The 13,182-nt window shown below is 60.1% G+C and carries 12 protein-coding genes; 3 read left to right on the top strand and 9 right to left on the bottom strand.

Annotated elements, in window-relative coordinates; genetic code table 11:
* Positions 1-34: 34 nt before the first annotated feature.
* The 7 genes from JNB88_RS21305 to JNB88_RS21275 all read right to left on the bottom strand — a co-directional run bounded on the left by JNB88_RS21305 (position 35) and on the right by JNB88_RS21275 (position 7,398).
* Positions 35-658 (bottom strand): LysE family translocator, encoded by a 624-nt coding sequence (locus JNB88_RS21305; protein ID WP_220357153.1) that lies wholly within the window; start codon positions 656-658, stop codon positions 35-37.
* Positions 659-739: 81 nt separating this feature from the next.
* The gene (locus JNB88_RS21300) at positions 740-2,134 is read right to left on the bottom strand and encodes an NAD(P)(+) transhydrogenase (Re/Si-specific) subunit beta (protein WP_220357152.1); all 1,395 of its coding nucleotides are present in this window, start codon (positions 2,132-2,134) and stop codon (positions 740-742) included.
* Positions 2,135-2,141: 7 nt separating this feature from the next.
* Positions 2,142-2,540 carry a proton-translocating transhydrogenase family protein gene (locus JNB88_RS21295; RefSeq protein ID WP_113572143.1) on the bottom strand — a complete coding sequence of 133 codons (399 nt, stop codon included), beginning with the start codon at positions 2,538-2,540 and terminating at the stop codon, positions 2,142-2,144.
* Entirely contained in the window at positions 2,540-3,688 is a 1,149-nt protein-coding gene (locus JNB88_RS21290; protein ID WP_220357151.1) for a Re/Si-specific NAD(P)(+) transhydrogenase subunit alpha, read from the bottom strand. The genes JNB88_RS21295 and JNB88_RS21290 overlap by 1 nt, the downstream gene beginning before the upstream one ends.
* Before the next feature lie 100 nt (positions 3,689-3,788).
* A complete protein-coding gene (locus tag JNB88_RS21285; RefSeq protein ID WP_037133469.1) occupies positions 3,789-4,013 on the bottom strand; it encodes an aa3-type cytochrome c oxidase subunit IV in 225 nt (74 codons plus the stop codon).
* Between the two features lie 178 nt (positions 4,014-4,191).
* Complete coding sequence (locus JNB88_RS21280) at positions 4,192-4,944, bottom strand: N-acyl amino acid synthase FeeM domain-containing protein (RefSeq protein ID WP_220357150.1); 753 nt, start codon at positions 4,942-4,944, stop codon at positions 4,192-4,194.
* 150 nt (positions 4,945-5,094) lie between these two features.
* A complete protein-coding gene (locus JNB88_RS21275) occupies positions 5,095-7,398 on the bottom strand; it encodes a putative bifunctional diguanylate cyclase/phosphodiesterase (protein WP_220357149.1) in 2,304 nt (767 codons plus the stop codon).
* Positions 7,399-7,691: 293 nt separating this feature from the next.
* On the opposite strand from JNB88_RS21275, the gene JNB88_RS21270 reads away from it, so the two are divergent.
* Both JNB88_RS21270 and JNB88_RS21265 read left to right on the top strand, forming a co-directional pair.
* Complete coding sequence (locus JNB88_RS21270; protein WP_220357148.1) at positions 7,692-8,231, top strand: TRAP transporter small permease subunit; 540 nt, start codon at positions 7,692-7,694, stop codon at positions 8,229-8,231.
* A gap of 21 nt (positions 8,232-8,252) precedes the next feature.
* Positions 8,253-9,803 (top strand): TRAP transporter large permease, encoded by a 1,551-nt coding sequence (locus tag JNB88_RS21265; protein WP_220357147.1) that lies wholly within the window; start codon positions 8,253-8,255, stop codon positions 9,801-9,803.
* 264 nt (positions 9,804-10,067) lie between these two features.
* Here the strand turns inward: JNB88_RS21265 and JNB88_RS21260 are convergent, their stop codons facing one another.
* Positions 10,068-11,174, bottom strand: coding sequence for a TRAP transporter substrate-binding protein (locus JNB88_RS21260; RefSeq protein WP_220357146.1), 1,107 nt, complete (start codon positions 11,172-11,174; stop codon positions 10,068-10,070).
* Positions 11,175-11,472: 298 nt separating this feature from the next.
* Here JNB88_RS21260 and JNB88_RS21255 point away from each other — a divergent pair, with 298 nt between their 5' ends.
* Entirely contained in the window at positions 11,473-12,252 is a 780-nt protein-coding gene (locus JNB88_RS21255) for a gamma-glutamyl-gamma-aminobutyrate hydrolase family protein (RefSeq protein WP_220357145.1), read from the top strand.
* 20 nt (positions 12,253-12,272) lie between these two features.
* On the opposite strand, the gene JNB88_RS21250 is transcribed toward JNB88_RS21255, so the two are convergent.
* The gene (locus JNB88_RS21250) at positions 12,273-13,175 is read right to left on the bottom strand and encodes an adenylate/guanylate cyclase domain-containing protein (RefSeq protein WP_220357144.1); all 903 of its coding nucleotides are present in this window, start codon (positions 13,173-13,175) and stop codon (positions 12,273-12,275) included.
* Between the last annotated feature and the right edge of the window lie 7 nt (positions 13,176-13,182).

Genomic DNA, 13,182 nt, shown 5'->3' with positions numbered 1-13,182 from the left:
GAGGGGAGAGGCTACCAGCCTCTCTCCTTTCATTTCAGGCCGAGCGATGCGTCAGCGCCAGCGCACCGCCGAACAACATCATCATCGAACCGCTGACGCGATTGACCAGGCGAACCGCCCAGGCGTTATGCATGACGCCGCGCAGCCGTGAGCCGATAAAGGCGTAGATGGCAATCGCGGCGACTTCCAACACCAGGAAAATTGCTCCGAGCGTGAAGAAGCTCTGCCAGTAGGCATTGGGTTCGACGAACTGCGGCAGGAACGCCGTAAAGATCAGGATCGCCTTGGGATTGCTCGACGCGACGAGGAACTCCTGACGGAGATAGGCCCTAAACGTCGAAGGGTGATGGGCGGCCGCAAGGTCCGATACATCCACTTTCGCGCGGAACAGCTTGAACCCGATCCAGAGGAGATACGCGACACCCAGCCATTTCACGATCGAGAAGGCCACGCCTGATGCCATCAGCAGGGCGCCGAGACCAAAGGCCGTGATGGCAATCATGATCGCAAACGCAACAATACGGCCGGCGGAGGCCGCAATCGCCATGCCCATTCCAGCCCGCGCGCCGATTGTCACCGAGAGCAGGTTGTTCGGACCAAACGCCATGTTCAGCGCAAAACAGGCGGGAATGTAGAGGAGCAGCGTTTCGAGGGACATGACATCACCGTGCAAAACAAAGGGCGCAGGCCAAGCCCGCGCCCTTATAGTTTAATCGAAATCAGGTCGCCTGGCGACGCCTTAGTGGCCGATCGCCTTGTTGATTTCCTCGGTCACCTTCTTGGCATCGCCGAGCAGCATCATCGTGCCGTCCTTGTAGAACAGCGTGTTGTCGATGCCGGCATAGCCGGAGCCGAGCGACCGCTTGACGAACAAGCAGGTCTTCGCCTTGTCGACATCAAGGATCGGCATGCCGTAGATCGGCGAAGTCTTGTCGTCGCGTGCCGCCGGATTGGTGACGTCGTTGGCGCCGATGACGTAGGCAACGTCGGCCTGCGCAAATTCCGAGTTGATATCCTCGAGCTCGAAGACCTCGTCGTAGGGCACGTTCGCTTCGGCGAGCAACACGTTCATGTGACCCGGCATGCGGCCAGCGACCGGATGGATCGCGTATTTCACCTCGACGCCATTCTTCTTCAGATTGTCGGCCAGCTCGCGAAGTGCATGCTGCGCCTGCGCCACCGCCATGCCGTAGCCCGGCACGATGATGACCTTGGAAGCGTTCGCCATCAGATAGGCGGCATCTTCCGCCGAACCGAGCTTGACGGTCTTGTCGGAGTTATCCGTTCCACTAGCAGCCGTCTCGCCGCCGAAGCCGCCGAGAATGACCGAAATGAACGAGCGGTTCATGCCCTTGCACATGATGTAGGAGAGGATCGCGCCGGACGAACCAACCAAAGCACCGGTGATGATCAGCGCCAGATTGCCGAGCGTGAAGCCGATGCCGGCCGCCGCCCATCCCGAATAGGAGTTCAGCATCGACACGACCACAGGCATGTCGGCGCCACCGATCGGCACGATCAGCAGCACGCCGAGCGCCAGGGACAGAACGACAACAGCCCAGAAATCAAAATGGCTTTCGGTTGCGGCGAGCCCGACGATGAAGAGCACGATCAGTGCCAGCAACGCGATGTTGATCAGATGCCGAAAGGGCAGCAGGATCGGCTTGCCGGACATGCGCCCGTCAAGCTTCAGGAAGGCGATGATCGAGCCGGTGAAGGTCAGCGCGCCGATCGCGACGCCAAGCGCCATTTCGATCCTCGCCTCGGTGTGGATCTCACCGATGTTGCCGATCCCGAAGGAGGACGGCGTGTAGAGCGCGGAAGCCGCGACCAATACGGCGGCAAGGCCGACCAGCGAGTGGAACCCGGCAACCAGCTGCGGCATCGAGGTCATCGGAATGACGCGTGCAATATAGGCGCCCGCGCCACCGCCAATGGCAAGCCCTAGGATAATCAGGACAAGGCCGCCGAAGGACGGCGTTGCCAGCGTAAGCGTGGTGAGGATGGCGATCGCCATACCGGCCATGCCGTAGAGATTTCCCTTGCGGCTCGAGGCCGGATGGGAAAGCCCGCGCAATGCCAGGATGAAGAGAACGCCGGAAACAAGATAAAGGAAGGCTGCGATACTGCTCATGCGGTCCTCACTTGTCCTTCTTCTTGTACATCGCCAGCATGCGCTGGGTGACAAGGAAGCCGCCAAAAATGTTCACCGAGACGAGAACGAGCGCGACGAAGCCGAAGCCGGTTGCAAGCCCGCTCGTCGAAATGCCGACCGCCAGAAGCGCGCCGACGACGATGACCGAGGAGATCGCGTTGGTGACCGCCATCAGCGGCGTGTGCAGCGCCGGCGTCACCGACCAGACGACGTAGTAGCCGACGAAGATCGCCAGCACGAAGATCGCGAATTGGAACACGAAGGGATCGATCGCGCCGCCGGTTGCCGCACTTGCCGCCTCGGGTGCGTGGGCCGCCGCGGCCGTCACCGCATTCACAGCCTGGTTCAGCTGCTCCAGGGCCTTGTCCATTGCTTCACTGGCCATCAGTTATCCCCCTTCTTCGCGCCGCCGAATGCCGGGTGCACGACATTGCCGGCATGCGTCAGCATTGTCGCCTTGATCAGTTCGTCCTCGAGATTAAGGGCGATCGTCTTCGTTTCCTTGTTGACCATGGTCTCGAGGAAGGTGACGAGGTTCTTGGCGTAGAGAGCCGAGGCGCTGGCCGCGATCCGACCGGCCATGTTCGGGTAGCCGATGACGCGCACACCATCGACATCGGCAACCTTGCCCGGCTTGACGCCTTCGATATTGCCGCCGCGCTCGACAGCGAGGTCGACAGCAACAGCACCCGGCTTCATCGACTTCAGCATCGCGCGCGACACCAGCTTCGGTGCCGGACGCCCGGGGATGAGCGCCGTGGTAATGACAATGTCCTGCTTGGCGATGTGGTCGGCCACAAGAGCCGCCTGCTTCGCCTGGTATTCCCCGGACATTTCCTTGGCGTAGCCGCCGGCGGTCTCGGCCGCCTTGAACTCCTCGTCCTCGACGGCGATGAACTTCGCGCCGAGCGAGGCAACCTGCTCCTTGGCGGCCGGGCGAACGTCGGTCGCCGATACCGCAGCACCGAGACGACGCGCCGTGGCGATCGCCTGCAGGCCGGCAACACCGGCGCCCATGACGAAGACCTTGGCGGCCGGAACGGTACCGGCTGCTGTCATCATCATCGGCATGGCACGGTCATAGACCGCTGCAGCTTCGATGACTGCCTGGTAGCCTGCGAGGTTTGCCTGTGAGGAAAGAACGTCCATCGACTGCGCGCGGGTGATGCGCGGCATCAATTCCATGGCGAAACTGGAGAGCCCGGCCTTGGCCATGGCAGCGATCGCCGCATCGTTGCCGTAGGGGTCCATGACGGCGATGACGATCGCACCGCTCTTGTAGCCGCCGGTCTCTTCGTCCGTCGGGCGGCGGACCTTTAGCACCACATCGGCGGTTGCAGCAGCGCCGACCGAACCGATCCGTGCACCGACTGCCTCGAATTCCGCATCCGGAATTTTCGACTTCGCACCGGCGCCAGCCTCGACAACGACGTCAAGGCCAAGCCCTATCATCTTCTTTACGGTTTCGACGGACGCAGCGACGCGCGTCTCATCCCCCGTGGTTTCCTTCGCGACAAAAACAACGTTGCCCAACCGCCCCCTCCTCCGGGTCAGCCAGCCTGCCGCAGGTCCTCCCTGCTCAGTCCGAACATTCAGTCAAAGCTATGGAAAAGTGCCCCTCCCCGCGCTGCGCTTAGCGCAGAAGTACGAGGCCCGCGATAAAGACGATCAGCAGGACGACGAGGCCGCCAAGAAAACCTGCGCCGGTGAAAAAGCCAGCGGTCATGCCAAGCAGGAGAGCGACAAGAAACAGAGTGCCGTACTTTGCTGCCGCAAGGAACATGACGTAGGTCTGCTCGTGTTCCTTATAGTCCATCGGCGCACCGACCTCTGCAGGTCCCGTGTGATGCTCGGCCATGAATATCGTCTCCCTCAAACTTCCCGGCCGGCAAGCAAAGCGGCCGTTCAACTGCTGACTCCCTCGGTCCCGCGAGGAAATCTTCCCTGCAGAGGGATTACACAAAGCTTTGATAAACGCAATGCATGAGAATGCCGCATGCTGGCGGCATTCTCATGCAAATTTTCTGACGGATGGCTTACAGTGGAAGGTCGGTCCCGAGCTGGCCTTCCGGAACAAAACGTGCCGTCGGGATGATCGTCAGCGCCCGCAACCTGTCCGCCGGATCGCGCGAAAACATCATCCGCTGCTCGCTGGCGCTCGATATGAAGAACGGATACCGCGTTAGAAGCTTCCGTCCAACCTCGATCACGTTGGTCGCCATCAGCGTAAGATCGAAGCCGTAGGTTTCGGTCATGCGGCTTGCAACGACGGTATCCGCGTAAAAGACACGCTTGTAGAAGGCAGCGTGTGCCGGACGCACATGCTGCATTACACGGTCTGCGCGAAAATGCGCGGCAGCCACGATGTTCGGACGCAGCGTCAAATAGGGGATCCACGGCATTTCAGTGCTGAGCTCGGGATCTGCAGCGAAGCGCGCAGGATCGATCAGGCTCATCCCCGCGTCCAGAAACGCGTCCATTTCCGCCGGAAAGATACCGCCCGATTGTGAGACACGATGGTCCGGCGTCACGTGATGGATACGAATCGTGCTGACGAGCTGTTCATAATAGTACAGTCCGAAAACATACGCCTGGCTGTCAAAATCCGCTTCGTCGATCATGCTTTTGGCGGCGACGGGAAGCACTTCACGAGCCTTGTAGGCCTTGTAGCGCAGGCGCTCCACCGCTTCCATGTCCTCGCCGCTTTCGACGCGACGGTATTCGACGTGGTCCATTATTTCGAGAAGTTTGCTGCTGAAATCACTCGTCTTCAAAAGGTTGTTTGTCATAGTTGCCCGGTCCGCCTGTTAACGAAGCATTAATCATACGGAACCGGCAAAGGGCAAGAATGACGCGAGGCGTTGCGTTATATTTGAATTGTTAAGGTTAACGGCGGCTTTCCTGTAAGACGTCGCTGGCCGCTAAAAGGCTGACCGAAATCATGCAACTTTTGGGCGACGACGCGGCGTTGTGCGACGGCTGAGGCTTTGGGAAAGGATCGCTATGTTCTGCGCCGGAACGGCCGGCGAGAAGACGTAGCCCTGCACCAGATCCGTAGCTCGATACTTGTTGAGCAACGCCAGTTGCTCGGAGGTCTCGACGCCCTCGGTAACAATCTTGAGGCCCAGTTCGCGCGCCAGATTGACGGTACCGCGCAGCAGCTTGAGCCGGCGGCCATCCTCAACGATGTTACGCAGGAACGAGCGGTCGATCTTGACGATGTCAAGCGGAAGCGTGTCGAGATAGCTGAGGCTCGAGAAGCCGGTGCCGAAGTCGTCGATCGCGATCGTGATCCCGCGTGCCCTGAGTTCGGCAAGGATCGAGCGTACTGCGGCCGGTTCGTCGATCAGGCAGCTTTCAGTGATCTCCAGATGCAGCCGCGCCGGCTCGAGACCCGACGCGTCAAGCGCTTCGGAAACGACAGCAAGAATATCCGCGTCCCGCAAATCGCGCGCCGACAGGTTCACCGAAACGGCAATATGCTCCGGCCAGTTCATGCAATCCTGGCACGCCTTCATCAGGATGAAGCGCGTAATCTCGGAAATGATGCCCATTTCCTCGGCAAGGCGAATGAAAACGTCCGGTGGGATCGAGCCCTTCTCGGGGTGGACCCAGCGCGCCAGCGCCTCCGCGCATTCGATGCGCGTTCCATCCGCCTTGAACATCGGCTGGTAGGCGACGCTGAGGCCGTGTTCCCCGATCGCTTCGCGCAAATCCGCCTTGAGCTTTTGCTGCTCGATATAGCGGCCGTCCATCTCGCGTTCGAAACCGGCAATCCCGCCGCGCTGCTTCGACTTGCTCTCGAAAAGAGCAAGATCAGCCTTGATGCTCCATTCCTCCATCGCGAAAGCATCGCTTTCGAGAATCGCAAAGCCGGCGCTCAGCGAAACGAGGAAGGTAACGTCATCGGCCTCGTAATTGCCTTGAATGCTCTCATGGAAGCGGTGGATCTCAGCATCGAGAGCAGCCATGTCCTTCGCATGCGGGAAGAACAGAATGAACTGGTCACCCATCAAACGGCCGACGATCGCCTTACCCGCCTGCTTGGCGATACGGGTTGCGATGGCACAAAGTAAGTGGTCGCCCGTGATGTGGCCGCGCATGTCGTTGACGTGCTTGAACTCGTCGATATCGAGGACCATGAAGGCGACGGGACCGCGTTTCTTCGGATGCTTCGTCAGATAGTCCTGGACGAGGTGGCTGAAGTATTCGCGGTTCGGCAGGCCAGTCAGCGCATCGAAACGTACCATGTGCAGGATCTTCTGCTCTGCCTTCACGCGGCTCGTCACGTCTTCGAAAATCAAGACGGCCCCGCCATCGGCGCGGCGGCTGGCGGAAAACTCCAGAGACAGATCTTCGGGAAAATGGATCAACGTCCGGGACAGCTTGCCTTCGGCGACATGCGTCATCTGTCGCAGGATCAGCTCTGGCTGCGTGGAATCCATAAAGCTGTAACGAGCGCCGTAGCGCAGCACCGCGCCGAGATCGCGCTCTTTGAGCCGCTCCGGATCGCCGATCCTCAGGAGGTCACAGGCTTTGCGGTTGATGACCTGGATACGGTTTTCCGGATCGACCATCACGAGGCCGTGCGGCATGTTGTTAAGTGCCGTGTCAAATCGGTCGGCGATCGACGTGATCTCGCGGCGAGCAATCACGTTCTCATAAAGGAATTCCCGTACGCCGTTCGCCATTGCCCGCGTCGTCAGACCAAACGGAATGAGGAAGGCCGAGAGGATGGCGCGATAGAAATCGAGCGCCATCAGGCTGCAGATGATCATCGGCAGACAGCAGGCCAGCGTCTGCAGATCGATGGCCCTTTGCGACCCATAGTTCCGGCCGACGACGGAAACCATAGACGCCATGGTAACCGCGATGCAGGCGAGTTCGGCAAACGGATCCTGCAGGAAGAAGATCGCGTAACCGCTGCCGATGCCAAGAATCGCGGCGGTTGAGGCGGCACCGATAACGTAGATCGTTTCCCAATGCTCGATCTGCGCGCGCGACAGCGTCAGCTTGTCGACCTTGTCGAACATCCGAAACGTCACCATGCGGCCGGCGAAAACAGCAAGGAAAGCGACCGAAAGCACAACGTAGAACGAAGAACCGGCCTTCAGGGCAACGGCGAGGAAGGCAACCACATGCACGATGACACCCGCAACGAGTGTCATGCGATTCCCGAAGAGGGAGCTGACAAACGACAGATAGACGTCGGTAGGGACCCTGTTCGGGTTATGTGGCTTCATCCATACTTTCCCTGTGCCGCGAGACGTTACCCCCAACCCTTTAAAATTTGATTTCAAGCACCTTAAACATTTTGGCATTTTTTCCAAAACCATTGCGCGAATATTTTTTATTACAAGGACTTATGCAGCCGGACGTAGATATTTTGACACGCCTAGGTAGGTCCATCGGCGCGTCGCGAGCATAGACTATAATCCTAGGCCGGGGCTTTATTCTTCCAATTCAGAAAACGCTAGTCTACACCAAGAGAGGGAGAACGCGCCGCAAAGACGCGACATATAACAGGGGAGAAGGCATGCCGGCTTTGTTGACCGCCAGCCGGCTGATCGATGCGGTCAGCCAATTCATGGGAAAACTGTCTGAATACATGGTGCTTCTGTGCTGTCTGATCAGCGCCGGCAATGCCCTGGTCCGCTATACCTTCAACTACAGTTCCAACGGTTGGCTCGAGATCCAATGGTATCTCTTCGCCTTCATCGTCGTACTCGGCGCCGCCCATACGTTGCGCATGAACGAGCATGTCCGCGTCGATCTGATCTATGGCGCCGTCTCGGACAAGGCGAAGATCTGGATCGACATCGTCGGCCTGGTCGTCTTCCTCATCCCGGCCTGCATCTTCCTGACGTGGCTCTGCTGGCCTTTCTTCCTGTCCTCCTACTTGCAGCACGAGGTCTCGGCCAACGCCGGCGGCCTGATCCGCTGGCCGGTCAAGCTTATCCTCGTACTCGGCTTCGGACTGCTGACCCTTCAGGGCGTCTCCGAGCTGATCAAGCGGATTGCGGCCCTCACCGGCGACATCCTGATGGATACCAAATACGAAAAGCCGCTGCAGTAAGCCGGATCAGGAGGAACACCATTGTTTGATTTCGGCATCATTCCGCCGGCCATGTTCGTGGGCATGGTTCTCTTCATGCTCTACGGCTTTCCGGTCGCCTTTTCGCTGGCTGCCGTCGGCCTGTTCTTCGGCATTGTCGGCATCGCCACAGGGCATTTCAGCGAGGCCTTCCTGCAAGCCCTGCCGCTGCGCTTCTTCGGCATCGTTTCCAACGACCTGCTGCTCGCCATCCCCTTCTTCACCTTCATGGGCGCCATCCTGGAGCGCTGCGGTCTCGCGGAAGACCTGCTGGAGGGTACCGGCAAGCTGTTCGGCCGCATTCCGGGCGGCCTTGCCTATGCGGTCATTCTGGTCGGCGCCGTGCTTGGCGCCATCACCGGCACAGTCGCCGCTTCCGTCATCACCATGGGCGTCATCTCGCTGCCGATCATGCTGCGCTACGGCTACAGCCCGCGGCTCGCTACCGGCGTCATTGCAGCCTCCGGCACCATCACGCAAGTCATTCCGCCATCTCTGGTGCTGGTCGTCCTGGCCGACCAGCTCGGCAAATCGGTTGGCGACATGTATCTCGGCGCGATCGGGCCATCGATCCTGCAGGTCGCTATCTTCATGGGCTACATCCTGATCCTGTCGATCCTGAAGCCGGCCTCCATGCCGCCGCTCCCGAAAGAGGTGCGCGGCGACTTCAACTGGGCGCTGATCTTCAAGGTTCTCTCAGGCATGGTCCCCTCGATCGTGCTCATCTTCCTGGTTCTCGGCACGATCTTCATGGGATTGGCGACACCCACCGAGGCGGGCGCGCTCGGCGTCGTCGGCGCCATGGTGCTTGCAGCCATGCATCGCCGCCTCACCTGGCCGCTGATGCAGGAAGCCATGCGCTCGACCATGCACATTACCTCGATGGTGGTGATGATCCTGATCGGCTCGACCGTCTTCAGCCTGGTCTTTCAGGGCATGGACGGCTCACGCTGGATCGAGCATATGCTCTCGGGCATTCCCGGCGGCCCGGTCGGCTTCCTCATCTTCGTCAACATCTTCATCTTCGTGCTGGCCTTCTTCCTCGACTTCTTCGAGATCGCCTTCATCGTCATTCCGATGCTCGCGCCGGTCGCGTCCGCGCTCGGGATCGACCTGATCTGGTTCGGCGTGCTGATCTGCGTCAACATGCAGACGAGCTTCATGCACCCACCGTTTGGCTTCGCACTCTTCTACCTGCGCTCCATCGCCGACCGCAATGTGAAGACCTCTGACATTTACATGGGTGCCCTGCCCTGGGTCTGCATGCAGCTGATCCTCGTCGCGATCGTGATCTTCTGGCCGCAATCGGTGACTTATTGGCTCGACAAGGGACCGAAGGTCGATCCGAACTCGATCAAGATCGAGGTTCCAGGCTTCGGCGGCAACGGCCTGTCGCTGCCACCACTGGGAGCACCGGGCGGCTCACCACAGATGCCCGGGCTGACCCTGCCGCCACTGAACGGGCTGCCCGGCCAGCCGCCGGCACAGGCACCCGCAACGCCTGCGGCGCCCCCACCGGCAACGGATCTCCGCCAGCCGTCGAAGATCAACTGACAGCAAAAAAGCCCCGGACCGATCCGGGGCCTGATTTTCTGGAGGGGCGAGATAGCCATCGCCGTCATACCGGCCTTGTGCCGGTATCCAGCGCGATCAAGTCCTTGATCGCGATAGGCTCTTTAGCAGCGCACACGCGCGGCGGGCTGGATTCCGGCTCAAGGCCGGAATGACGGAGAAGCAAGGGGTATCAAAACAGCGAGAGTTGTCAGCAAAAAGCCCCGGACCGAAATCCGGGGCTTTTCATCGTGATGGAACTGTCGATCAGATCTTGCCGGCGCGCTGCTGGATCATCATGAACGTGTCGAAGGTGTATTCCGACAGCTGCGCCCAGAGGTATGCGTCGCGCTTGAACGCGGTCTGATCATCGTAGATCTTCTTGAAGTACGGGTTCGACGCCGAAATCTCGGCGTAGATGCCAAGCGCTGCCTGGAAGCAGGCTTCCATGATTTCCTGGCTGAAGGGCCGCAGCGTAGCGCCCTCCGACACCAGCTGCTTCAATGCCGGCGGGTTCTTCACGTCGTACTTTGCCATCATGTTGGTGTTGGCAAAGGCGCAGGCATCGGTCAGCGCCGCCTGGTAATGCTTCGGCAGGCTGTTCCACTTTTCCAGGTTGAAGAAGGCGTGGACGGTCGGACCACCTTCCCACCAGCCCGGATAGTAGTAGTACTTCGCGACCTTGTGCAGGCCGAGCTTCAGGTCGTCATAGGGGCCGACGAATTCCGAGGCGTCGATCGTGCCCTTTTCCAGCGCCGGATAGATGTCACCGCCGGCGATCTGCTGCGGAATGACGCCGACCTTGCTGATCACCTGGCCGGCAAGACCGGCAATGCGCATCTTGACGCCCTTGAGGTCGTCAAGCGTATTGATTTCCTTGCGGAACCAGCCGCCCATCTGAGCGCCCGTATTGCCCGCCGGCAGGCCGTAGATGCCCTGCGTGGCGTAGAACTCGTTCATCAGCTTGTTGCCGTTGCCTTCGTAGAACCAGGCATTGGTCAGGCGCCCGTTGAGACCGAACGGAATGGCAGTGCCGATCGCATAGGTCGGATCCTTGCCGACGAAGTAATAGGAGCAGGTATGGGCTGCCTCGACCGTGCCGGCGCTGACGGCATCGGCAGCCTGCAGACCGGGAATGATCTCGCCTGCTGCAAACGGCTGAATGGTAAAATTGCCATCAGTCGCCGCCGCAAGGTGCTTTGAGATGTCGTCTGCCGCACCATAGATCGTATCCAGGCTCTTCGGGAACGACGACGTCATGCGCCAGGAAATCTTGGGGTTCTCTTGTGCAATAGCAGGCGCTGCCAGCGTGGCGGCGGCAACCGCACCGGCACTCGCGGTGCCTGCCTTCTTCATGAATGAACGACGATCCATCAAAAACCTCCCGTATAGATGGTGCTGCGAGGTGAACCCTCATCTCTGCCCGCAGCGATGGCGGGAAGCTAAGCACGGTGTCGAATGCGTTTCAAGCATTGTCCCATTAGTCTTTGGCATCACTTCGGCAATATGGTGGCGCAGCGCATCTCCATCAAAATCAGCAGGTTAGCGGCGATACCCATCCGCCCGTGGCCAAGAGCGCCGCAATTCCGCCCGCGATTACGTCCAGACGTTGACTTCCGAGCCGTTCTCGGCTCTCACAATAGCCAGCTGTTTCCTTCCGACCGGGGTTAAAATGACGAAGCCGATCGTCGCCGTTCCTGCCGATATCCGTACCTTCGACGGTGCCACATGGCACGCTGTCCAGCATCAGTACGTCCGTGCCGCGTTGAACGCCGCTGGTGTCATGGCCTTCATCATCCCGGCCTTCGAGGAAGGCTACGGAACGGACGCCGTCCTGGACCGCGTCGACGGCGTTCTCGTCTCGGGCTCGGCCAGCAACGTGCACCCGTCTTACTATGGCGCAACAGCGACTGATGCCGACGGCCCCTTCGATATCGCGCGTGACGCCACCACCCTGCCGCTGATCCGCCGCGCGATCGACCGCGCCATTCCGCTGCTTGCAATCTGCCGCGGGATTCAGGAACTCAATGTCGCGCTGGGTGGTACGCTCGCCAGCGAAATCCAGAACCAGCCGGGCATATGGGATCACCGCACGCCAGCCGAGGTCGACCGGGACGGCAAGTATGCGATCCGGCAGAGCGTCTTCGTCAAGGAAGGCTCGTGCATTGCGGGGATTGTCGGCCCCGGCGAAATCAGGGTGAACTCGCTGCACCGTCAGGCCATCGCCGAGACCGCTCCACGCTTGCAGGTGGAGGCCGTCGCCGAGGACGGCACGATCGAAGCGGTGTCCGTCATCGATGCTCCAGCCTTTGCCGTCGGCGTGCAATGGCATCCCGAATATTGGGCCGAAACCGACAAGCCATCGAACCAGATCTTCACCGCGTTCGGCGATGCGGCAAGGAGATATGCCGCAGACAAGCTCGCCGCATCGCAGGCCAAGGTGATTGCCTGACTGTTCAGGCCACGCGATCCCTAGCCTCGCATGGCCCACCGCAGCCCGGCCGTAACGGCAATCGCCAACAACGGCCATATCGCCCAGAACACCCCGTGCCACGTCAGCAGGTTGATGATGACAAGCCCGATGCCAACAATCGCCAGGCTCGCGATGCGTTGGTCGAAACGGTTCTGGCTGCGAACCCATGCCATCGCGGAGAAGAAGGCAAAGCCGAGGAGTGGCCAGACAGCCCAGAACACGCCTTTCCATGTCAGCAGATTGATCACCACCAGCGCGATCGCAACAACTGCGAACACTCCACCCGTCTTCCTCGCTCTCCCCCCTAAAGCCTGGCTCGGTTCGGTCCGCACAGAAACAGGCGGAGGGCGTGTTGGAGGAGCAGGCGCTGCGGACGTGTCTTCACCGATCCGCACGGCATAGCTCGGCACCGCCTCGCTGACGTTCTTGACCGTCAGATCCCCAAGAAAATCGAAGCCGACGGCCACCTTGTTGCGAACCTGGTCATAAACGGTGTTGGAAATCACGATGCCCCCGGCCGGCGCTGAAGCCTGAAGCCTGGCGGCGATGTTGACGCCATCGCCATAGATATCGTCGCCCTCGGCGAGGACATCGCCAAGATTGATGCCAATCCGATAGAGCATACGACCCTCTGCCGGTCGGTCGGCATTCATGCCAACAAGTTCGTTCTGGACATCCACCGCGGCGCGCACAGCCTCGACGACGCTCGGAAACTCGGCGATCAGGCCGTCGCCCCAGGTGTTGATCACGCGGCCGCCATGCGCGCCGATCAGCCGCGACATCGCATCGCGCGACCACTTCAACATGGCGAGGGTGCCTTCTTCGTCAGCCCCCATCAACCGCGTATAGTCCTGAACATCCGCAGAGAAGATCGTCGTCAGCTTGCGCCGCATTTCGTTCATGACGTTC

The sequence above is a fragment of the Rhizobium cauense genome (assembly GCF_019511525.1).
Taxonomy (GTDB): Bacteria; Pseudomonadota; Alphaproteobacteria; order Rhizobiales; family Rhizobiaceae; genus Rhizobium; species Rhizobium cauense.
This window is presented reverse-complemented; position numbering and strand designations above follow the sequence as displayed.